Origin of the sequence: Nostoc sp. 106C (assembly GCF_002154725.1) — a bacterium.
Lineage (GTDB): Bacteria > Cyanobacteriota > Cyanobacteriia > Cyanobacteriales > Nostocaceae > Aulosira.
The window spans coordinates 1-22,772 of the sequence record NZ_MTAW01000047.1; the positions used below are offsets into that span (position 1 = coordinate 1).

Here is a 22,772-nt window from a genome sequence, read left to right on the forward strand (position 1 = left end):
TTCAATCACACCCCCTATTTTTCTTTTTAGGTCGGCTATTTAGTCTAAACTCCAGTCAATAATCCTGGAACAGTTTTTATCAGCAAAGTTTTGATCAATATTCGGTTTTAGGTTGACTATCCTGATTTATAGAAATCCCGTCTTAACGAAAGTCTGCTTGTTCCTGCTTTGAGCTAATTGTCAAACTAATAGCAATTCAAAATAAAGGAAGCCAAATTTATTCAGGGTTTATAAGTTTGAATGCGTGACTTCTCTTTTGTTACCAGACTGTCTTAGCCAACAATCGGCTTTCACCATCCTAGAAAAACGATTAGGGAAGTACGTCCTCCTACTGAAGGATGACAACTATACACTTGATGTCATTAATAAAACATCTACTTTTCAAGCTTAAAATCTACTCCTTCAGTGGGTTTTAACTAAAAAAACCGAATCCAGCAGGTTAAAAGTGATTGAAGTACCAGGTTGTAAATCTTTCACATCACCCTTTAAAAGCACAAAAAGGTGAATATATTGTACTATTAATTTAGTACAGGATAAGTAATTTATGTTTTGGGAATAGTTAACTTTAATGCTTGCATTTGCGGAAAATCTTGCTGAATAATTTCGACAACTTTTCTTTGACAATCTTTATTTTTAACAATCAGTTGTGCAGTTCCATCACCTTGAGAGCCTACACCTTTTCCTCCGAAAATATAAGGTTTTAAAGGCTCATGATCGAGAAGGAGATGCAGTTTATTTGCAGTTAGTTCAGAAGGACAAGCTGGAATTACATGCCGATCAAATTCAGCTTGAGCTTTTGTCATTAAAGCTCCCAGGAGTTTGGCATCTCCAAGTTGTAGTGCTTCAACTGCTTGCTGGGTAATTATTGAACTAATAGAACCTAAATATTTTTGGACATTTTGCTGTTGAGTATTAATAGCGAAAGGATAACAATCATTCAATCTTCTAAGAATTTCTTGTGTGTTTTTGCTAACACCAAGATCGACAATCACAAAAAACAAATCTTTGCTAACTGTAAGTTCCCTTAGATCGATGTGCTCCCCATCAAATATCATCAATATTGGGCGATTTCCATAAGCACAAGCCTGATCCATACGGCCACACAGACTAGGAGTGGTTCTTTCTCCTAGGTAGGCCAGCTCCATTTCTTGACGAATTGTCATCTTTAAGTCATAAAGACGATTAAAAGCTCGAGCAATCAGAACGCAAAAGGCAGCACTAGAAGATAATCCCTTTTGGATAGGTAAGTCAGTTAGATAATTATTAACCTCAAGTCCGCCAACACCATAGTGAATCAGAAATTGATAAGCTGTACCAGCCGCATAACTAAAAAAACCACCCTCTTGAGCTACTGACTTAAGGGTATTAGATTCCATAGGTAATCTGAACGGTTCATAATGTCCGCCATCACATAGAGAAGCACGAATAATCAACTCAGTATAATTAACTTTAACTGAAGCGTAAATTCCTTGATTAGTACCCACAATTAAGGTGTAACCCTTTTCGATTTCTGGATTGATTTTGCGATATTCTCCTGCCCAATCGCTGTGTTCTCCGAACAAACAAAGACGACCTGGAACAAAAATTTTCATTTTAGGTTTCCTGTTGTTAATTGGGGTATATCTCTTGTTTGGCAAATTACAAAAATATTACAAGCGGAACTAATGATTCAAAGTTGTTATCAATTGTCATGAAGTTGCTGATTGAAAATTAACAAAATGAAAGTATTTCGACTGACTTACTTCAAATACTTAGCTAAAATATTTATATTTAGCCTGTTTATTACAATCTGGGTAGATGGTGGCTTTGACGGTGAGCCGTTTATGCAGTGGGTGATGAACTTTTGCGCCCTAGATTGTGCAGGTAGTTCTGCGAGCACAAGAAGCCAAAGGCTTTGTTTTGCTTAAAAAACGTTGGGTAGTCGAGCGCACTTTTGGTTGGCTGATATGGAAGACAACATCACATTAAATCATTGCTTGCTTGTTGAGCAGATCGCCTCGGATAGCTTTAGCACCTAATTTAGTTACTTGTGTTGCTGTTTGCTGCGATCGCGGCAAAGCCACAACTTGATCGCCGCGCTCGCGCAGTATCTGAATCATACAATGCATTAGGAGAAGGCATCGCTACCCCCAAAGCAAAGATAGCAGAACTATTTCCAGATTTTTTGTAGCTTAACCGCTGCGATGGCGCGGAGCAATTACAAGGTATCAGTGCGATAGATGGATTCAATCAACTCCTCAACTTCTTCTTCGTCCAAGCATTGTTTCACTTGGGTATTGAACCACTTTATCTCTTCTGGTTCTGTGTCCTGGACTTGGTAAACCAATAATGTTCCTGCAACACGGGCAAAAGTCAGGGGTGATGGGGAAAGGTGGCTGAGTAGATCGGATGCATTCTGGTATATTTGCATGACTGATGTTTCGTCCAAAGGCGATCCCAATTGAACGGAAAGCTGTTTTAGGCTCTCTTGAATAGATAAATGAAAGTCTGGCTCATGTTCATATGACATAGGGTTATTCATAAACGCTGACCAATTAATGCAATAACTTGACGGTCTAGCCTGACTATTTTGGCTCGAATGTTTACCATATTTTCACATTTATTGAGTATCTTCATCGGCTAAAAAGCATAACTGACGAGATTAATCTTAAATTTTACAGGTAACTAAGGAAAGATGATAAAATCGCCCCTAGTGATGCATTTGCTCTGAAAAACCACTGCTAAAAAAGCGAGCAATTTTCACTATTAATAGTAAAACTTGTGCCAATATCCGTTTTACTTTCTATTAGAAAAATGACTTTTAAGAGAAAATTTAAAATAAGACTATATTCTGAATAATTTGATGTGATTTTTCAGTTAAATGCTACAAAATAGCAAAAGTAGCAACGTGGATAAGAAATTTAGTAAATACGTACTATTCTAAGAATAGTTACTTACTGCTAAAATTCTCTAAAAACTCAAATTAGTTTAGTTAAGTTAATAGATATTGATAAATTAAGTATTGTTATAGCAATTTAAATATTTTAACCAGGTACTATGATTCATGATGTATCATTAATTAATTCAGTACCTTGTTTTTGACGTAATACAAAGTCAATTCCTTTGCTATGTAACCAATTGGCTAGTTTGATACTGTGGAATTCTCTATCTCCCAGAACTAGCATTTGCTATCCCTTAAATAACTGCAACAGTGGGCGAATTAATTTTTTCTGTTCTCCCAAATTGCTATATCCTCTTTTGGGTAACAATAGCCAATACACTGGTATGGCTCTTTTTTGTTCTATTAAACTAATTACAAATACATTTTGTGAACGCCACTGTGTTCTATCAATGGCAAATGCCTCTTAGAATACTAATGTACTACTAAATAGCGATCGCCCTGTACCAGTTGCGTCAGTTATGCTAATACACATGTACTAAAATTTAGCGTTCGCCTGTGCCAGTTGCGTAAGTCCTGGTTCCGTTGGAAGTGGGTTGTCGTATACGTTGTTACCCTACCTTGCAGCACTCTGACAACAACTGGGTAGTTACTGCCAAAGTTATAGAGATTGACTCTGAGAAAGGTTATTTTAACGGTTGCACAGTTGAGTACAAAGATAGGATTAAGGGATTGAAGTGTGTTCCCCGCAGGGGTTGCCGCAGGCATCGCATTCCTGGTGGTAGCCCACATTGGATTCTCAAGCGTATTTGACCTCAAATGCTTGCCATTAACAGAAATTTCTGCGCTGTCGATTAACTTAAAATTAGCGCTTCACTCGTACCCATGAAAGAAACAGCAGCACAGATACTACTCCGCACCGCCTTGAGATTCTCCAAAATTCGCGATCTAGAAATGCCAGAGATTAAACGTCTCATGGCTTTGAGCGAAGAAGATTTTGAGAAGGAATTCTCTAGGATGGAATCGGAAGGACTTATAGCAGCAACTTCACCCCTAGTACTTCCCCATTCAAAACAGTGACATTTTCTACCAGTTCTTGGTAAATTGCTCTCTTATCCTTGCTGGTCAAGCTTTCCCAATATTTTTTGTTGCCAAAGCATGTGGACAAAGTACTTACCAAAGCGACGTTGATTTGGATAGTAGCAACTTCCCTTTGTTTGATTGTTTGAATCTCCAACAGCGTTTGGTCAATAGCTGATTGAATAATGGGGTTTTGGGGCATCTGCCGCAGCATTTTCAATTGATCGTATCTGGTAGTTAGTTCTGGGCTATCTGCCGGAACTTCAATACTCTCAACGGTATAGTTTTTAACTTCTTCATATCGAGCAGTTAAAGCAGCATCTACGACTGAAATAATATCTGGCAGGTACGTACTAGTTTTGTTCTTACAGAAAGCATCTCCTAGATTTTCGTGTTTTTTGCACCTGACTCGATAAGTTGACCACTTTGTTTTTTTACAAAAACATTGATAACCACAGTCACCACAAATGATTTGTCCTAATAAGGGTAATGCCTCTTTAGTACTATTTTTGTTGTTGCCGTAACTGTACTTGTGTTGGTTATCTGACAATTTTTTCTGTATAAGTTTAAATTTTTCCTGAAAAAGTAGCGGCTCATGAGTGTCTTGATATACCTCCCACTTTTCGGGTTTGTTGAGATTACCTCGCATATTGTAAGCAGTATGCCCACGTAGTACTGGGCTAGTTAACCAATACCTCAATCCGGCTGCTGTCCATGAAATTCCGTAAGTATCTAGTATATAGACTGCGGTACTTCTTAATGTGGCGTTGCCAGATAAAAAATAGTCAATGACTTCAGATGCGATCGCCCAATGAGATTTACCAGATTCATGCAATGTCATATCTGGTGCATATTTCTCATTCACCCTCCGATACCCGAATGGCGGACGGGGACTGGCTTTCTTCTGTTCTCGGAAGTAATTTAATCCATGCCTAATCCGATCTGAAAGTAATCTCGATTCAAATTCAGCCAAGCCTGCCATTTGATTCACAGAGAACCATCCAAAAGGCGATGATGGGTCAACTGGGGCATCAAGAACTACTAACTTAACTCCATACTCTTCCAGTGCTACAAGGGTTCGATGGATCGTTATTACACTCCGTGCCAGACGATCTATGCGAGTAATTACAATTTCAGTGATTTTCCCTTGCTTGCACATCGCAAGCATCTTATTAAATTCTGTGCGCTTATCTGACCTTCCAGACTCGACATCTGAAAAAATCAAAACAGCCCCAGCTTTTTTAATCCGGGTTGTCTGTTGTTCTAGTGCGTCTGTATCTGCCTGTTCTCTTGTGGATACTCTGACGTAACCTACCCGCATAACTCCCCATTGATTTACTGACCACTTTGTTAATCATACACCACCCGTTTGATGCTCCACAGTAAAGCTCAAACCACAGTGCTACACTTAGCCGCTGAACGCGGTGCTGTAGAAGATTTAGAACTTGACGAAGTATTATTAACCGGCTTCCGTGGTGTTAAGTGCGTGGAGTCTGGTGGTCCTGAACCCGGTGTAGGTTGTGCTGGTCGTGGTATTATCACCGCCATCAACTTCTTAGAAGAAAACGGTGCTTACCAAGACCTAGACTTCGTATCCTACGACGTATTGGGTGACGTTGTGTGCGGTGGCTTTGCTATGCCTATCCGTGAAGGTAAGGCACAAGAAATCTACATCGTTACCTCTGGTGAAATGATGGCGATGTATGCTGCTAACAACATTGCTCGTGGTATTCTCAAATATGCTCACTCTGGTGGTGTGCGCTTGGGTGGTTTGATTTGTAACAGCCGTAAAGTTGACCGGGAAATCGAATTGATCGAAACCCTGGCAGAACGTTTGAACACCCAAATGATTCACTTCGTACCTCGCGACAACATCGTTCAACACGCAGAATTGCGTCGGATGACTGTTAACGAGTACGCACCTGACAGCGATCAGGGTAATGAATACCGCGCTCTAGCTAAGAAGATCATCAACAACGAGAAGCTCACCATCCCCACCCCCATCGAAATGGACGAGCTAGAAGCATTGTTGGTTGAATTTGGTATTCTCGACGACGATACCAAGCACGCAGAGATCATTGGTAAGCCAGCAGAAGTTTCTGCTAAGTAAGCCATGTTTTAGGAAAAGGGAACATCTGCATCACTTCCCTTTTACCTTTGATCTAACTTTTATCCCCCAAGGGGACTCAGCGTCCCCAACCCCATAGGGGAAATCCCCTTCCCTGACTATCCCGGTTCCTTAGGAGCAAGAGAGACTAAAGATGACTCCTCCAGAAAATCAAAACATCATTGAAGAAAGAAAAGAACTAATTAAAGAAGTTCTCAACGCCTATCCCGAAAAAGCAGCGAAAAAACGGGAAAAGCACTTAAACGTATACGAAGAAGGTAAGTCCGACTGCGGCGTTAAGTCTAACATTAAGTCCCTTCCTGGTGTAATGACCGCCCGTGGTTGTGCTTATGCAGGTTCCAAAGGTGTGGTTTGGGGTCCTATTAAGGACATGATCCACATCAGCCACGGGCCTGTTGGTTGCGGTTACTGGTCTTGGTCTGGTCGTCGTAACTACTACATTGGTACAACTGGTGTTGATACCTTTGGTACCATGCACTTCACCTCTGACTTCCAAGAACGTGATATCGTTTTCGGTGGTGACAAGAAACTATTTAAGCTGATTCAAGAACTCGAAGTTCTTTTCCCCCTCAGCCGTGGTGTTTCCATTCAATCTGAATGTCCCATCGGTTTGATTGGGGATGACATCGAAGCAGTTGCTAAGAAAGCAGCTAAAGAAATTAACAAGCCTGTTGTACCTGTACGTTGCGAAGGCTTCCGTGGTGTTTCTCAGTCTTTGGGTCACCACATTGCTAACGACATGATCCGTGACTGGGTATTCCCCAGAGCAGATCAAGCCAAGAAAGATGGCACACTCAAGTTTGAAGGTACTCCTTATGATGTAGCCATCATTGGTGACTACAACATCGGTGGTGATGCTTGGGCTAGCCGCATCCTCTTAGAAGAAATCGGCTTGCGCGTAGTCGCTCAGTGGTCTGGTGATGGCACCATCAACGAAATGTTGATGACACCCAATGTGAAGATGAACCTCATCCACTGCTATCGGTCGATGAACTACATCAGCCGTCACATGGAGGAAAAATACGGCATACCCTGGTTGGAATACAATTTCTTCGGTCCCACCAAGATTGCTGAATCATTACGGGAAATCGCTTCTAAATTTGACTCAAAGATCCAAGAAAACGCTGAGAAGGTTATTGCCAAGTATCAGCCTACAATGGATGCGATCGTTAAGAAGTATCGCCCCCGTTTGGAAGGTAAGACCGTCGCTATGATGGTTGGTGGTTTACGTCCTCGCCACGTTGTACCCGCTTTCCAAGATTTGGGTATGAAAATGATTGGTACAGGTTATGAGTTCGCTCATAATGACGACTACAAACGTACCACTCACTACATCGAAAACGGCACCATCGTTTACGACGACGTTACTGCTTACGAATTTGAAGAGTTTGTTAAAGCACTCAAGCCAGATTTGATTGCTTCTGGTGTGAAAGAGAAGTACGTTTTCCAAAAGATGGGTCTTCCTTTCCGTCAAATGCACTCTTGGGATTACTCCGAACCTAGCGATCGCTCTTAGAACTCTCGATTCTAGCAGGTTTTTTGGTGGCGGTAGAAAAAAGCTTCTATTTATAGCCTAAATGCAAGTTGCAGCGTTATCGACTAACAATCTTTTTTGATACTTTAGACAATACAAATCTTATTCTGTATGGTTTTGAGATTTTGCTTGCATGAGTTTTAAAGGAAAACTGTTAAATTAAAAACTATTTTGAATGACATTTTTTAGATTAAATGATGCGATCGCTTTCACTCAACAATATGATAAAGAAAGCAGTCGCACTAACTGTTGTTATTTACCTGACGCTCGAACAAATACTTTTTTTGCGGTTGATCCACAACTATTCACAAATATGCCATCGAACGTGCCTCCAACAACACCCCCTACTAGAGGCAGCATTTTCATAATATTTATTACACCTTTCTCACCAGCCTTAGTGATTAGCCGAAAACCAATTTTTTTATTAATTTCAATCAAAACTTTACCAGGTATCTGCTTGATTAAATTTTGACATACCTTTGTGCCAATCGTGATACCTGCGGTTTTCAGAATCTCCTCACCAGCTTCACCGATTAGGCATAAAAGTACCATTGTTCTCACTTGTTCAGAGTGGATATCATATCCTCTAAGGTGAGCTATTGCTGCTGCTGTGTTGGCTCCAAGGGCATAGGATGCTGCCAAACCTGCCGGAATAGTAATAGGCATTGCGGCAATACCGCCTAATCCAGTGATAAAACCCGTGCCAGCAGCATACGTAGTTCGCCACGCAATAACTGAATTAATAGCATCTTCAACATTAGCGGCTTTGCTCAAGTGGTCTGCTGCAACTTTCTCCGCAGGTGGTAGAACCCCCAACCCGTTAATTCCAGCATCAGCTATCCATTTAAGAGTTGCTTTTATGGGATTGTTGTTATCATCGTCTACGTTAGCTAGAGCCATAGAATTTAAGTTTTGTAAATACTAACCTTTTCTATCTCAAGCTTCTGTGATAAAACTACCGCAATATCTCTAGTTCTTTGTAAATTTACAAATAAGTTCTTCTTGCAAGAATACTAAAGATTTTGCATACGATTTACGTGAGTGCTGAAAGGACAGCAGATTTTCAGATGACTAGGGAACTTCGTAACATTTTGGCGAATGAAGGTAATAAAGATGATTTAATTGCCTTTATGAGCGATCGCAATCTACCCGTAGATGAAATTGAGGCAGGTAACATCGCCGATGAAATATTGATAAATCCACCTGTACAAGGATTTTTGACTATTTCTAATGCTTTGCAATGGCGGCTCCAGTATGGAAGAGTAATAGAACGCGCTGGTCAAGAAGACGGTATAATTTCTGTTTACAGAATTAACCCATGACTCGTATTGCACATAAATCACAAATAGAATATGGAGACTTCCAAACACCAATAGAACTAGCTCAGAAGGTATGTCAAAAGCTGGTAGAACTTGGTGTAAATCCGAATGTTATAGTTGAGCCAACCTGTGGAGTGGGTAATTTTATTGAAGCTGCTTCCTCTTCATTTCCATCAGCCAGCAAAATTATCGGTGTTGAAATAAATTCTAATTATCTAGAAGCGCTAAAAAGAAAAAGTCAATTTTTGAATGATGAAAGAATTGAAATTAAACATAGTGATTTTTTTCAATTTGATTGGTCATCACTAACAAGCCAATTCCAAAAAGAAACATTAGTGCTTGGTAATTTTCCTTGGGTGACCAATTCACAGCAGGGCATTATTAGCGGGGAGAATCTACCTGAAAAGAAAAACTTTCAAAATCACAGTGGATTAAATGCAATTACAGGTAAGAGTAACTTTGATATATCAGAGTGGATGCTAATCCAAGTTGTTCAATGGTTGCAGAAGCGAAATGCTTACCTTGCTATGCTTTGCAAGACTTCTGTTACCAGAAAAATATTGGGCTACCTTCATGATAAAAAATTAAATGTTGCTTACTGTGGCACTTACAAAATAGATGCTAAAAAATATTTTGATGCAACTGTTGACGCTTGTTTATTTTTCTGTAAATTTGATTTAAATTCACAAAACTACTTTTGTGATGTATTCAGTAGCTTTGAAAGCTCAGATTATTATCGAATAGGTTATCGGAATAATATCCTTGTCAGAAATATAATAACTTTTGAAAAGCTCAAAGACTTTTATGATGTAAAATCTGAAACAAAATGGCGTTCTGGCATTAAACATGATTGCGCAAGTGTGATGGAATTTCGCAAAATTAATAATACTCTTGTCAATGGATTGGGAGAAACTGTTGATATTGAAGAAACTTATATTTTCCCTTTACTTAAGGGTTCTTATGTTGCTCAGAACCAAATACAGGCTATTGACAGATATATTTTAGTTACTCAGAAATTTGTTGGTGAATCTACTGAGTATATAAAAGATTCGGCTCCTAAAACATGGAACTATCTGGAAAGCCATGCAAAATATCTAGATAAAAGAAAAAGTAAGATTTATCAAAAAAATCCTCGATTTTCTATTTTTGGTGTCGGTTCATATACTTTTTCACCTTGGAAAATTGCAATTTGTGGGCTTTACAAAAAATTAGATTTTAGATTGATAGGTCAAATAGAAGCAAAGCCTGCGGTTTTCGATGATACTGTTTACTTCCTCAGCTTTGATGATGAGCAAGTTGCAGATAAAACTTTTCAACTGTTAACTTCTTCCTTAGCGAAAGACTTCTATTCTTCTTTAATATTTTGGGATGAAAAGCGTCCAATCAAGTCTAGTATTTTAAATTGCTTAAACTTGACTGACTTAAGCAAAGCAAGATTTTAATTTGATAGTTAAAATTGCGATCGCCTGGCTCTCAAAGTCTGACATTATATTTTATAGCTACGTTTAATGATAGAAAAATACCAGCTATCGGGTAGTAGTTTACGCAGCATCAGCAACAGTGGCGCAGGTTGACCAACAGAATAACGCATCTTGCTGCTGCGATCGCTCGCAGCTTGAAAAATCACCTTAGCAACTACTTCCGGCGGCTCCCCATTTCTACCAGCTTCCTGGGAAACCTTTTCTACTGTATCGACTAACGATTTATACATGGGCAAATCATCACTCATGATAAACTGGCGACCGTTACCGTAAAACTCAGTTTTAATCGCGCCTGGTTCGATGATTTTAACCTTAATATTGAAGGGTTCTAATTCATAGTGCAAGGCTTCACTAAATCCTTCTACTGCCCATTTTGAACCGTGATAAATGCTATATAACGGGAAAGTAATTCGCCCTCCCATACTGGCGATTTGAATAATTGTACCGCCACCTTGGTCACGCATATGGGGAATGATGGCTCGGGTGACTCGCATTAATCCAAACACATTAGTATTGAATTGCTGCTCAATAATTTCATCGTTCATCGCCTCAAATACGCCATCTACACCAAAACCTGCATTGTTAACTAAGACATCAATTTTACCGAATTCTTGGATAGCACATGCGATCGCACTCTGAATACTGTGATTGTCTGTAACGTCTAAGGAATATAACTTGACATTAGATAAGTTGCACAATTCTTTGTCTTTGCTGGGGTTACGCATGGTTGCAGCAACGTTCCACCCTTGTTGAGCAAAGTATATTGCAGTCAGTTTACCAATACCGCTAGATGTTCCGGTGATGAGGACTGTTTTAGGCATCGCTTCGGAGAGGGTAAATAATTGACTATACTCTACGGTTAAGCATAATTGGGTATGTAGTATCAAAAAATACTAAATATTTTAAAAATTCTAAGGAAGTTACTTAGCTGATTGTATTCAACGCGATCGCTATTGTTAGCGGATCAATGGATTTTTGTTCTGTGCTGCTGATGTTATAGTTTGCTCAATTCTCTTCAATCTTGTCTCTGGACGTTTAGCGCTATCAATCCAAAAGAGGATATTTTTCTTGGATGAGTTACTCAACGCCTCAAAATACCTGTTAGCAGTTTCATTTGCTGTTAATGCTAGTTGTAAATCTGCTGGGATTGTTAATGCTTCAATCGCATCTAAACTCGTCCATGAACCGTCTTGTTTTGCAGCTTCAATCTTTTTTAAACCAGCTTCAGTCATTAAATCTTGGGCAATGAGTTCTTCAATATATTGCTTGTTTAATTTTGACCAGACACTTTTTGGTTTTCGGGGTTTAAATATTTGCATATATCGTTCTTCGTCCAAAGATTTAACTTTACTGTCAATCCAACCAAAGCATAAGGCTTCTTTTACGGCTTCGCTATATTTGACGCTTGGTTTTCCACTTTTGACTTTGTAGTAGATTAGCCATACACCGACATAACTATGATGATTTTTATCCAACCATTCCCGCCATTCTTGACGGTCTTTGGCATAAATGGTTTTTAGTTGATTATCAAATTGTGGCATAGCAGAAACTTAGCAGAGAAGACTTTCTCATCAATCATAATTTGCCTCAAACTTCTAATATCAAGTCTGGTTAAATACTTGTCATTGCGAACGGAGTTAAGCAATCGCAGAGACCTTGTGATTGCTTTGTTCCACTGCGTTGCACTCGCAATGACATATCATAAGTAATTTGCCGGACATGATATAACTTCACACTTTTGCTATACACTCTCCTACTACTTGAACAATAAATGGCGCGCCTAAAGTTTTTGGTTGCCAGCCAGATTCCATTGCTTGCAATATCCATCTAGCTACATCTTTTGGTTTCACAGGTTTGACTTCAGTTATCCAATTTTCGGAGTGTGGTTTATCAGTGCGGATCGCTAACACTGAACCAGGTTCTTGAGCATGTTCTACTGCAACATGAATATACCCACAACAATAATCTGCTTGAGAGTTGGTGGCTTGTCTTCGGATCAGCCAAATAAAAGGCTCTCCATCAACTACAATTTTTCTTGTACCTCGTTTTGGTATTGACACTTGCTTAATTAAACTGCGTACTTTACCGTCGAAGACATCGCTTCACCGATAACCCCAAGTTAACTTAACTTTGAACTAAAAAAGTTTCAACGTTTTCTAGTCATCACCATTCGTACACCACCCGTTGGAGAAAGGGTAAACCCACGACGTTGCACTTTCACAGGTTTATTCTCCGCTAAGGAAAGTTGATATTTGGATAAAACAGTTGCCAGGACTAATTTCATTTCTAACTGAGCTAAGGCAAATCCTAAACACCGCCGACTTCCGCCACCAAAAGGTAGGTATTCCGAAGCGGAATAGTGCTGCCCCAGAAAACGTTCTGGTTTAAACTGTTCAGCATTGGGATACAAATCTTCTCGGTAATGCACAAGGTAGATACTGGGCATTAAGGTGGTTTCAGTATCAAATTCATATCCGCCAATCTTCATGGGTGATTTGGTGATGCGTGGGAATAGACCTGGAATGACTGGATACATCCGCAGTGTTTCTTGAGTGACTGCTGTTAAGTAGGGAAGTTGAGCAAATTCCATTGGGTTGGGACTATCGCCCAAGCTGTCTAATTCGTGCTGCAATTTTTCTAAAATATCTGGATGTTGATGAATTTGATAAAAAGCCCAAGCAAGTGTAGTTGCAGTGGTTTCATGTCCAGCAAATAAAATTGTTAGCAGTTCATCTCTTAATTCTTCATCACTCATTGCTTGCCCATTTTCATCCCGCGCTGCCATCATCAAACTTAAAACATCGCCGCCACGCTGCTCATCTTGTTTTGTTCTTTTCTCGGTAATTTCTGCTTGCAGTAAATCGTAAATTTGGCGTTGTCTTTGTTTCATTCGCCCCCAAGGAGTCCAATTGCCCCAATCTTGTTGTAAGAATTGGAAAAATAGCATACTGGAGCGTAGAGGAGAATCGGTCATATCTAGCCAAGCAGTGAGTAAGGGTTTAAGTTGTTGATAACGTTCCCCTTCGCTTAAACCAAAAACAATTTGTAAAATCACTTCTAGGCTAACTTTCTGCATAGCAGACCGAACGATAAATGGTTGACCGATTTGCCATTGGCTGGCGATTTGCTCGGTAATTAAACAGATTTGTTTGGCGTAAGTTTGTAATCTTTCTCCATGAAACGGAGGCATTAATAATTTTCGTTCTCGTCGATGGCGATCGCCATCCATTAACATCAAAGAATGTTGCCCAAGGAGAGGTTTAGCAAGTTCGTTCCCGCGACCGATATCAAATTGAGAATCTTGGTTAAAAATTTCTTGAATGGCTTGGGGATTGCCAATGATTACATAAGATCCGATTCCACTCAGATGCATGGAAAAAATGTCTCCATACTTTTGGCTATATCTGTGCTGAAATCCGATTGGATCGGCAATCCAATTGATGAGTTGCCACCAAGAAGGGCTGGTGATGCTATTCGGTAATTGACTCAACATAACATTTCCCCTCTGCGTTATGCCTATAATTCAACTCTAGATGAGGGATATAGGTTGATGATAGCTAAATGTTGTAGCAAATAACCTCTCGACTGAGAGCGATCGCTAATTATGATGTTGTGGTATTGACGAAACGTTAATAGATAGAAGTAAATTGCTAACTTAATTGTAGATAGATTAAAACAAAGTAAGCGATCTGTTGAAGATACTTCGTGATTAAACTTTCAGCTTTCAACATTAAAATCTTGGCAGCAGTGTTCATGCTCATGGATCATGTGTGCTATGTACTAATGCCAGATTTACTAATTTTGCACTATTTTGGGCGATTGAGTTTTCCCCTGTTTGCATGGCTTCTAACTGAAGGCGAAAAACACACTCGCAATGCCTACCGCTATGGAATCAGGCTGTTGATTACAGCCATCATATCCCAGCCAATCTTTAGTATTGTTTTCCTTGACCTCTCACTCAACATTCTCTTCACGCTTTTGATTGGACTTGTGATGCTGCGCCTAGCAAAGCGTTGTCCGCAATTATGGCAGCAATTAATTATTGCTGGAGTTTGTGCAGCCGTCGCTGAGGTTTTAAGCTGCGACTATGGAGCATACGGGATTGGAGTGATTTTCTTGATGTCCTTAACCAACAAACTGAAGCCCAAAATATGGTCACTCTACTGGTGCATTTTTCACCTTGTTTTACTAACCCTATCTGTGCGATCTATAGTTCAAAGTTTGGCAATTTTTGCAGGTTTGATTGTCTTTCAGTTTAATGGTCAACAAGGTCCACGGGCTAGATGGTTCTATTTGTTCTACCCAGTTCACTTGCTGATAATAGGTATAATTCGTTACTCTTTACCTTTCAATTGGGACTGATTCAGCAATAACCTCAGAGGTAGAAAGTGGGATGCTCTCAATAGTGTTTTCATTTATTATTTTTAAGTACTATAGGAATCTGATTTAATTCCTGAATCACTTGTAGGAGAGGGAACAAGGAACAGGGAACGGGGAACAGAAAACAAGGAATAAAGTTGTAGTGAGTTTTGTTCAAAAATCAAGTACGAGTCCTATAGTCAGAACTTAATTATCATGCGGATTAATAATACCAATTTTCTAAAAATCAGTAACAATTACAAACTTAGAAATCTGAATAGATGAACTTTCGTAAGTAAGAGTTAAAAATTATAAATTAGTATAATATGCTAACCAAATGATGTGCGCACCAATCCTTGTAAAGTAGCTAAATCAAATTGGGAAGCTGCTCGCATTAAACCTGTGATGTTGCAAACGCAAGTTTCACATAGAGTTTCATCTCTTAAGACGCACTTACCAACTACTTCTCCATTGAAGTCTAAACTTTCAACTCTTCTGGCTACAGTACAGTTTGAGGCATTGTAAATGATGTTTTTCTCTTCAAATAAAAATTGGTTAACTTTTGGTTGGTTCAAGGGAAATAAATCCCAACCATACTGATCTGTTAGATCATTAATCATTTGATTGATTAACTTACGATCTTGAATGCTGAGTGTGGCTGGATTTGCTTTATCTTTGGTTGCTGCGCCAGAGACAACAATCCCACGTAATTTTTTGACATCTCTAACGAGCCAGTCAACTGTTTCTTTAAATAGAGCAATCGCAGCTTTTGTTAAAGTTATGTGGACAAAAGCACCTCTTTCTGAGAGGTTAATGTTGCGTACAATTGCTGCACTCATACCTGTTAACTCACCATAGCGATGCTCAGAGAAAAAACCTAGAGGATCTCTAGAACGATTATGGTATTCAGGCGGACCATCGACACTTACAGCTATAGATGCAGAATGAGGTAGGGTTGGAAGCTTTGCTGCTCCGTTCGTAACTACCCACACAATAGGGAATAATTCAGCTGCTCTTTGTACTGCTTTTGGAGCCAAGGCTGTTTCTCCACCAACAAGCGTAACCTGTACGATTCCTCTATTGTGCAATTTCTCTAAGGTTTTAAAAATCTTCTCTTCTTTAAGCCGATGCTCTTGAGGAGATAGTTCCAGATAACCTTGTATCCGTTTTTTCTGATCCCACTCTGGTTTGTAAACGTAGCAATAGTGACATCCAGCATTACACCGATCTGTCACCTCAACAGAAGCACCAAATGTTTTTTCGGGTAAGTTAAAATACTTTGAGCCAATGGTTATCTTTAAAACTCCAGCCATAGCACGCAGAATAGTGCCATAGCGAACTAGTTTCTCCAAAAAAGTGTATGGTGGTTGATAAGGTGAGAAATAGCTTTTCATGCCAGATTTGCTGCTCTTTTGAGCAATAACTTTAATCCAAAAATACTCTACAAGCAAGAATAATCACATAAAATTAGCTCCGCATGGAGTTTTATGAACTGCGGAGTTGTTTACCTAACTGAGGATTTCAAATTTAATCAGCGATCGCAGCGTTAGATATTTGAAATAATGACAATGCTTTGCGCTTGGCGACAACGCATCCTACAATATTAATTTCTTGGGGTTTAGTCTGGGAAAGCCACACCAGTCATCGGATCGCGGATATACAGACCTAGTGTGAGACTACGCATAACTTCATCCCAAATCGGTATTAGCTGCTCTGCTTGATCTGCCCAATAATCGAATGTAATCAAGCATTGAACATTCGACCCCAAACCAATGCAAGTCCGCGAATAAGCTTCCCGTGGCTCTGCTTGAGTATCGATAAACTTAATCTCTGTCCACACTATTCTAGCTGTTTGACGCTTGACGATAAATATTTCTCCCTTCTCAATGACGTTGCGATCGTCTTCTTCTATGACTTTCTTCAAAGTGGGTTTTAGCGGAAACTGGCTCCAGTCATTGGGTGGTAGTCGATTGAAAGATACTTCCAAGCAGCAATCATCGTTGGGAGGTTTTTTATCAAGGAACTTGAACGATTTTTCTTGTGGCTCAAAAACCCAATCTTGGGGAACGTTGAAGCGAACAGCCCCCCGATCTGCTACAAAAATTTTGTAGCCTGATGGCGATTCCCAGCGATGGTCAGGTTTTAGTTCAAGCGTTTCTTTAATCCACTGGAGATTGCTTTTTTTCCGCTTTGCCATAGTGTTTTTGCAAATCTGCTGAAGACAGTGATCGCCTAAGTTTGGTCATAAGCGATCGCTCACTTCGTTAATCCTATCAAATTCCTTGTATTGGTTGGGTGTTGGGATGCGATCGCATTTATCTATCTTCAGTCTGCCAAATTTAAATGACCGCTAGTAACTTTCTGCATTACGTTCGCTTTAACAGATTTTCATACGATAAAGATAATGTTGTGCTTTTAAGTAATCAAAATAACTTCATAGGAGACCGTAGTCACTGGCAGGTAGAAGTGGTTAACATTGTGGGTGAAAAAATCCGGGGTTTTTTAACATCGATCTAAGCTGCAAGAACCGCGATCGCACTGTAGCCATTTATTCTTATAAAGCCATCACAAAATGACCAACCTGAACTATACCAACCAGATATTGCACAATTGCTCTTTCAAAGGACAGGACTTGTCTGGGGCAGATTTTAGTGGTTCAGATTTGCGGGGGTGCAATTTTACAGGAGCAACCTTAATTGGGACAAAGTTTCAGCAGGTTAAAACCGGACAGAGCAGCCGCCAAGTAAATATGCTAATTGCTGGCACTATAGCCAGTCCAGTTGTTTTATTCGGCTCCAGTATCATCTTCGTGCATATATTAAGTGTATTTTTGAGCGATCGCGCCATGAATTTCTTATTCGGTGCGCTCCCAGTATTAGCTTTCTTGGCTGAGATTTTCCTCAGAGATAGTATCACCTTCCACTTTACCCAAGCCACGAATTTCTTTAGTATTGGAGCGATTGCTACACTATTTACCGTAATGCTAACGCTCACAGTCGGACTGGCTTTTGTTAGTTTCTCTGGCTTTGGTGATGGCTCTGGTGCTCAAGGATTTTTCTTTTTACTGATGACGATCGTTTCTGCGATCGTGACCTACCGAATTTTTAAATGGCTGATCCAATCTATTCAGAGCTATCCCGGAACATCTTTTAAAAAAGCTAACTTAACCAATGCTAACTTTAGTTATTCTGAAGTAGAAAATACAGATTTTTCTCTTGCTGTGTTGACAGGAGTCTGTATTTTTAAATGGGTGATTAAACCCCATACCCAATTTACAAATGTTTATTGTAAATACCTTTATCTGGAACCAGCACAGCAAAATCGCCAACCTGCTGAGGGTAATTTTCAACTGGATGAATTGGAACAGGTACTAACTCAATTCATAACATGAATAGATGAATATTATTGTGCAAACATCAACCACATTAAAGTTTGAAAACCATAATCGGCAATGGCTCTGGGGAGTATTATTTAAACCACATCTATTTTGAGAACCATTGTTTTAAAAGTAGTGGGAGCATATTGCTCCCGAATGGTAGTAGCAGGCTTTCCGTCCCGCACTACTCCAGGTTTCAAAATGGACGAGGTTTAGTATCCCTTTTGTTGCTATTGGATTTGGGATAGCTGTCGTGACAAGCAACCTCACCATCTTAGATTGCTAGCGAACTAAATCGAGCAAAATAACCTGTCAACGAGCAATTTTCGGCTTAATAGGAACAAAAATCACCCGTCACCTACGATCACAGTGCCAAACTATTGTGAACGCAATTAATCAGTTTCTCGAGTTAAGAGGAGTCTAACGCTCTTCCGTCACTTTGGACAGAGAAAATAAATGTAGTAGCGCGTCAACCGTAAAACGTTGGGTTCAAAAAATCTAGAAAATCCCAAACAATAAAAATAGTCTCTGATGATTCAACCCAACATTTTAGACTTGCCGCGCTAGTAGTGCTAGTAGGTTGGGTTGAACTGAGTGAAACCCAACAATTAAAAAACTTTGGAATGTTGGGTTTCGTTCCTCAACCCAACCTACATCTACATCATATTTTTTGTGAAATGGTATAAGAGGAGTCTAACTATTTAGGCTGATTTATTATAGCGATCGCCAAGCGCAAGTAATTTTATTTATTGAATTCTCCAAATTTAATATTCTTAAGATACTCATACCTGTTTTGTAACCCCCGAAAGTTACTTTCAATCAATGGAAAAAGCTTTTCAGGAAATGGCTCATTCATATCAATAGGATTAAATCTTTGTAGCTCTTTTACAGAACGAATTGTTTTGTATACTGCAACATGTTTGATATATCTTAATAACTCATTTATCAAATCCTTGCTATTAGCTGCATTTTCTGCTAGATGAATTTTAGATTCTACAATCTCAACTATTTCTTGATGATTTTTAAGAATAAATTCTTTTTCTATAGCCACACTTACGGCTTCAGGTAAAACATTTTGTTCAGAACTCAAAGATTTTATTCGCTTCCACATTACATTATCTTTTTCCAGCCTCAAGTATATAGGCCAGTAAAACTCAGATATTTGTCTTTCGATAAACTCAAGCTCTGCATTATACCGAGCTATAGCAATCTGATTCTCTAATTCAGAGATTTGTTGCTGCTGTTGATGCTCTAGTTCAGCAATTAGTTGCCTTTGGTGATATTTTTCATTAGTTTCATTCTTAAATATCTCAAATCTCTCGTTAAGCCAGTAGCCTGCTACCAAAACAATGCCACCAACCAAGATTTTATCAATAACTAATTCAACAATCTTTTCAGAAAGAGCCATGTAACAATTATCTCTCCCGTCCAATCTCAAACTACAAATGATCTCACAATTTTAACCAGCAGAACGAAGAATAGTGCCTACGTAATATTACTTAATTAATAGTATTTATTATTTATGGAATCCAAATCTCATGAACACGCATAAACTCTTAAAAGGTAGATTTAAAGTAATTGCGTAGCGTAACCACCGTATGCGAGGAATGCGATCGCTTTCATGTTGATGATTTTGTAGTCAGGACTTCAGTTTTGACTACAAAATTTTTTATCCATCAACTCTCCTGGAGGTGTTTATGGAAAAACTGTGTCAGCTCACGCCAAGCATCTTCAGCAGCTAAAGGATTGTAGGAAGAACGCTCATTACAGAAAAAACCATGATCCGCATCAGGATAAACTTTCAAGGTATATTCTTTGCCAAGTTCTTGGAAGCGAGACTCGATTTGTCTAACGCGATCGCCTGGAATGAATGGATCTTTACCGCCAAAGAACAAGTAAACTGGCACTGTAATGTTTTTCACCGCTACAATCCACTCATCCAGAACCATGCCATAGAAGGGAGCCGCCGCCGCAATCTCTGCCGATAAATTGCAGGCTGTGAAAAAAGTCAAACCACCTCCTAAGCAGAACCCAGTGACGCCTACTTTATCTGGATACACATCTTTACGTGATTTTACATAAGCTAACGCTGCCCTAATATCTTCCTCAATGGGCTTGCCGAAGTCGAGGCGATACATCATAGCGTGCGCTTGTTCAACTTCATCGTATCCAAACTTGTTGTTTGGCAACTCACGATAGTACAAATCTGGTGCCAGAACCACGTAACCTTCCTGGGCAATTCGGCCTGCTACATCTCGAATGTGCGATGTTAAACCAAATGCTTCCATCAACAAGATGACGGCTGGCTGGCGTTCACTCTCAGTAGATGTACACAACCAAGCGGGCATTTGTCCATCGGGAGTACGAATCATCACCTCTGTCTGTTCGATTTGCACGTCATTACCTCCGCCACTGCGATTTTAATCTGCTGTTAGAACAGTTAGGGAATGTATCTATTCTGACTGTTTTTCCAAACAGATGAGCGATCGCCCTAACTCTTTACAGGTAGATTTCAAAGTAGCGCAACGCACCTGATGCAAGAGATGCCTTCGCTCTCCGTAATAATCAGAATCCGTGATTAGTTATAATTTGTAAAAAAAATTACTAAAAATACGGTTCTGACAATAGCAAAAAATTGTAGCTCGTTAATAAAGCGCCAAGAGCGGGAATGTTAAAAAGACCAATACTTAAAGCTAGCTTTGAGATTATAGATGTTCCCAACACAACTCTTTCCAAAAATCCGTCTTCGGTGTGTAGGCGAAGCCCACCGCAGGCATCGCAATCTATTCATAGGGTTTTGTATCCTACTCCCCGTTCATTTTGCCTTAGCCAAGTTAGCAACAGCGGTTACATTTTCCGATGGCTCAACTGCAATTTGGCCTTCATCTGGCGTGTTTTTGGCAATAATACTGTTATTTGGACGGCGTTTTTGGATTGTCTTATTGCTTTGCGACTTTATTGTTAGCCGGGCGTTATTTTTCAATACACCTGCTTCTTTTGTAGTTGCGTCCCTTAACACGATTGATCCAGTAATTATTACTACCTTAGTTGCTCGTTACATTCCACTACGCTACCCATTTAATCGCGCCCAAGATGCTATAAAATTTATTGCTTTTCTGCTTCCCTTTACACCCTTCACAGCTTTAATTGGAGCTACAACGCAGTGTATTGTCGGCATTTCAAACTGGGACAACATTCGGATGGTTTGGCTGGGGTGGTTTATTAGCACTGATGTGAGTATGTTAATTATTGCTCCTGCATTAGTAACATTGTTTCATCACCTTCGCACTCGTCAGCGATCGCAACGCAAGTCACAGACCGAATTTGTTCTAGCCTTAGCACTGTTAATAGGAATTGGATGTGCAGCCTTTGGGAGCAACAACCCAGTAGAGTATATGATGGTGCTGCCATTGCTGTGGGCTGCTTTTCGGTTGGAACAATGGCAAACCACACTTTTAATTATCGTCATGGCAATCATTGCAATTGTGGGTACATCTAAAGGATTTGGGTCTTTTGCCAAAGACTCAGTTGGTACTTCCCTGATGCTCCTGCAATCTTTTATGAGCGCATTGACCATTGTCACATTAATTTTGTCGGCAGCGATGCAAGAAAATCGGACTTCCGCCACCCAATTAGAGCAAGCCAACAATGAGCTAGAACATCGCGTCGAGCATCGAACTGCTGAACTTATGCAGACTCTACAAGAGCTTCAGACTACCCAGGCGCAGCTTGTTCAGAAAGAAAAAATGTCAAGTTTGGGGCAATTGGTAGCAGGTGTAGCCCACGAAATTAATAATCCAGTCAATTTTATTCACGGTAACCTTGCCCATGTGCAGGAGTATACTAAAAATTTATTAGCGTTTGTGGAGTTACATCAGCAGTATAATTCCGATCCTCCCCCAGAAATTCTCTCCGCCGCCGAGGATCTGGATTTAGAGTTTTTGCAAGAAGACTTACCGAAGATGTTGTCTTCCATGAAATTGGGTACTGATCGCATTCGGCAGATTGTGTTATCCCTACGCAACTTCTCGCGCATGGACGAAGCTGAATTTAAAGACGTTGATATTCACGCAGGTATCGACAGCACCCTGATGATTTTGCAACACCGCCTCAAATCCACATTACAACGACCAGAAATAGAAGTAATTAAAGACTACGGTACTCTACCCTTAGTAGAATGTTATGCTGGACAACTTAACCAGGTATTTATGAATATTCTGGTAAATGCAATTGATGCCTTAGAAGAACGCAAAATTCACGATGATCCGCATCAAATTACGATTCGCACAAATGTGGTTGATGCAACTTGGTTAGAAATTGCGATCGCAGACAACGGAATCGGTATTCCCCAAAATATTCAGCAACGCATATTTGATCCCTTCTTTACCACCAAACCAATTGGCAAAGGAACCGGGATGGGGATGTCCATCAGTTATCAAATTATTACAGAAAACCATAATGGTAAACTAGATTGTCGCTCAAATCCTAACGAAGGAACAGAGTTTATCATCCAGATTCCCCTTCAGCAAAGAGTTCATAGCCAGGTTTAATTTTGTGTTGTTGCATTGTGGAACGCTGGTTGTGTGAGGGAAGCGATCGCCTTTAGCGGCGTAAACT

General features: G+C 39.8%; 20 protein-coding genes and 3 pseudogenes. 9 read left to right on the forward strand and 14 right to left on the reverse strand.

Annotated elements, in window-relative coordinates:
* Positions 1-542: 542 nt before the first annotated feature.
* Positions 543-1,592 (reverse strand): GHMP kinase, encoded by a 1,050-nt coding sequence (locus tag BV375_RS03370; RefSeq protein WP_086757267.1) that lies wholly within the window; start codon positions 1,590-1,592, stop codon positions 543-545.
* A gap of 265 nt (positions 1,593-1,857) precedes the next feature.
* Between BV375_RS03370 and BV375_RS37995 the strand changes: the two are divergent.
* Positions 1,858-1,944: pseudogene (locus tag BV375_RS37995) on the forward strand (IS5/IS1182 family transposase); the annotation flags it as partial.
* A gap of 20 nt (positions 1,945-1,964) precedes the next feature.
* Here the strand turns inward: BV375_RS37995 and BV375_RS38610 are convergent.
* The 3 genes from BV375_RS38610 to BV375_RS38615 form a co-directional block, all read right to left on the reverse strand.
* Positions 1,965-2,099 carry a hypothetical protein gene (locus BV375_RS38610; protein WP_279432895.1) on the reverse strand — a complete coding sequence of 45 codons (135 nt, stop codon included), beginning with the start codon at positions 2,097-2,099 and terminating at the stop codon, positions 1,965-1,967.
* Positions 2,100-2,197: 98 nt separating this feature from the next.
* Positions 2,198-2,509 (reverse strand): hypothetical protein, encoded by a 312-nt coding sequence (locus tag BV375_RS03380; protein ID WP_243713833.1) that lies wholly within the window; start codon positions 2,507-2,509, stop codon positions 2,198-2,200.
* Between the two features lie 532 nt (positions 2,510-3,041).
* Entirely contained in the window at positions 3,042-3,164 is a 123-nt protein-coding gene (locus BV375_RS38615; protein ID WP_279432896.1) for a hypothetical protein, read from the reverse strand.
* A 599-nt stretch (positions 3,165-3,763) separates the two neighbouring features.
* On the opposite strand from BV375_RS38615, the gene BV375_RS37465 reads away from it, so the two are divergent.
* The gene (locus tag BV375_RS37465) at positions 3,764-3,958 is read left to right on the forward strand and encodes a hypothetical protein (protein ID WP_143841974.1); all 195 of its coding nucleotides are present in this window, start codon (positions 3,764-3,766) and stop codon (positions 3,956-3,958) included.
* Here BV375_RS37465 and xisF read toward each other — a convergent pair.
* A complete protein-coding gene (xisF, locus tag BV375_RS03390; RefSeq protein ID WP_086757271.1) occupies positions 3,912-5,279 on the reverse strand; it encodes a fdxN element excision recombinase XisF in 1,368 nt (455 codons plus the stop codon). The two genes, BV375_RS37465 and xisF, sit on opposite strands and share 47 nt — an antisense overlap.
* 39 nt (positions 5,280-5,318) lie before the next feature.
* On the opposite strand from xisF, the pseudogene nifH reads away from it, so the two are divergent.
* Positions 5,319-6,068: pseudogene (nifH, locus tag BV375_RS03395) on the forward strand (nitrogenase reductase); the annotation flags it as partial.
* Between the two features lie 151 nt (positions 6,069-6,219).
* Positions 6,220-7,602, forward strand: coding sequence for a nitrogenase molybdenum-iron protein alpha chain (nifD, locus tag BV375_RS03400; protein ID WP_086757275.1), 1,383 nt, complete (start codon positions 6,220-6,222; stop codon positions 7,600-7,602).
* 270 nt (positions 7,603-7,872) lie between these two features.
* Here nifD and BV375_RS03405 read toward each other — a convergent pair whose 3' ends face one another.
* Positions 7,873-8,520, reverse strand: coding sequence for an EcsC family protein (locus tag BV375_RS03405; RefSeq protein ID WP_086757277.1), 648 nt, complete (start codon positions 8,518-8,520; stop codon positions 7,873-7,875).
* Between the two features lie 119 nt (positions 8,521-8,639).
* Between BV375_RS03405 and BV375_RS03410 the strand changes: the two are divergent.
* A pseudogene (locus BV375_RS03410) lies at positions 8,640-8,942 on the forward strand (restriction endonuclease); the annotation flags it as partial.
* Positions 8,939-10,381 carry an SAM-dependent methyltransferase gene (locus BV375_RS03415; protein WP_086757279.1) on the forward strand — a complete coding sequence of 481 codons (1,443 nt, stop codon included), beginning with the start codon at positions 8,939-8,941 and terminating at the stop codon, positions 10,379-10,381. The pseudogene BV375_RS03410 and the gene BV375_RS03415, both read left to right, overlap by 4 nt.
* 44 nt (positions 10,382-10,425) lie before the next feature.
* On the opposite strand, the gene BV375_RS03420 is transcribed toward BV375_RS03415, so the two are convergent.
* The 4 genes from BV375_RS03420 to BV375_RS03435 form a co-directional block, all read right to left on the reverse strand.
* Positions 10,426-11,241, reverse strand: coding sequence for an SDR family oxidoreductase (locus tag BV375_RS03420; protein WP_086757281.1), 816 nt, complete (start codon positions 11,239-11,241; stop codon positions 10,426-10,428).
* A gap of 135 nt (positions 11,242-11,376) precedes the next feature.
* Positions 11,377-11,961, reverse strand: coding sequence for a YdeI/OmpD-associated family protein (locus BV375_RS03425; RefSeq protein ID WP_086757283.1), 585 nt, complete (start codon positions 11,959-11,961; stop codon positions 11,377-11,379).
* A 189-nt stretch (positions 11,962-12,150) separates the two neighbouring features.
* A complete protein-coding gene (locus BV375_RS03430; RefSeq protein ID WP_086757288.1) occupies positions 12,151-12,480 on the reverse strand; it encodes a hypothetical protein in 330 nt (109 codons plus the stop codon).
* Between the two features lie 86 nt (positions 12,481-12,566).
* Positions 12,567-13,913 (reverse strand): cytochrome P450, encoded by a 1,347-nt coding sequence (locus BV375_RS03435; protein ID WP_086757293.1) that lies wholly within the window; start codon positions 13,911-13,913, stop codon positions 12,567-12,569.
* Between the two features lie 212 nt (positions 13,914-14,125).
* Between BV375_RS03435 and BV375_RS03440 the strand changes: the two genes are divergently transcribed.
* Positions 14,126-14,782: a TraX family protein gene (locus BV375_RS03440; protein ID WP_086757296.1), complete on the forward strand. Its 657-nt coding sequence runs from the start codon at positions 14,126-14,128 to the stop codon at positions 14,780-14,782.
* A gap of 326 nt (positions 14,783-15,108) precedes the next feature.
* On the opposite strand, the gene BV375_RS03445 is transcribed toward BV375_RS03440, so the two are convergent.
* Together BV375_RS03445 and BV375_RS03450 are read right to left on the reverse strand one after the other, a co-directional pair.
* Complete coding sequence (locus tag BV375_RS03445; RefSeq protein ID WP_086757297.1) at positions 15,109-16,173, reverse strand: radical SAM protein; 1,065 nt, start codon at positions 16,171-16,173, stop codon at positions 15,109-15,111.
* Between the two features lie 224 nt (positions 16,174-16,397).
* The gene (locus BV375_RS03450) at positions 16,398-16,976 is read right to left on the reverse strand and encodes a hypothetical protein (RefSeq protein WP_086757298.1); all 579 of its coding nucleotides are present in this window, start codon (positions 16,974-16,976) and stop codon (positions 16,398-16,400) included.
* 375 nt (positions 16,977-17,351) lie between these two features.
* On the opposite strand from BV375_RS03450, the gene BV375_RS36495 reads away from it, so the two are divergent.
* Complete coding sequence (locus tag BV375_RS36495; RefSeq protein ID WP_166507360.1) at positions 17,352-18,170, forward strand: pentapeptide repeat-containing protein; 819 nt, start codon at positions 17,352-17,354, stop codon at positions 18,168-18,170.
* A gap of 727 nt (positions 18,171-18,897) precedes the next feature.
* On the opposite strand, the gene BV375_RS03460 is transcribed toward BV375_RS36495, so the two are convergent.
* Together BV375_RS03460 and BV375_RS03465 are read right to left on the reverse strand one after the other, a co-directional pair.
* Positions 18,898-19,563: a hypothetical protein gene (locus tag BV375_RS03460; RefSeq protein ID WP_086757300.1), complete on the reverse strand. Its 666-nt coding sequence runs from the start codon at positions 19,561-19,563 to the stop codon at positions 18,898-18,900.
* 268 nt (positions 19,564-19,831) lie between these two features.
* A complete protein-coding gene (locus BV375_RS03465) occupies positions 19,832-20,551 on the reverse strand; it encodes a dienelactone hydrolase family protein (protein WP_086757302.1) in 720 nt (239 codons plus the stop codon).
* 315 nt (positions 20,552-20,866) lie between these two features.
* Between BV375_RS03465 and BV375_RS03470 the strand changes: the two genes are divergently transcribed.
* Entirely contained in the window at positions 20,867-22,705 is a 1,839-nt protein-coding gene (locus BV375_RS03470) for an MASE1 domain-containing protein (protein ID WP_086757304.1), read from the forward strand.
* Positions 22,706-22,772 lie beyond the last annotated feature (67 nt).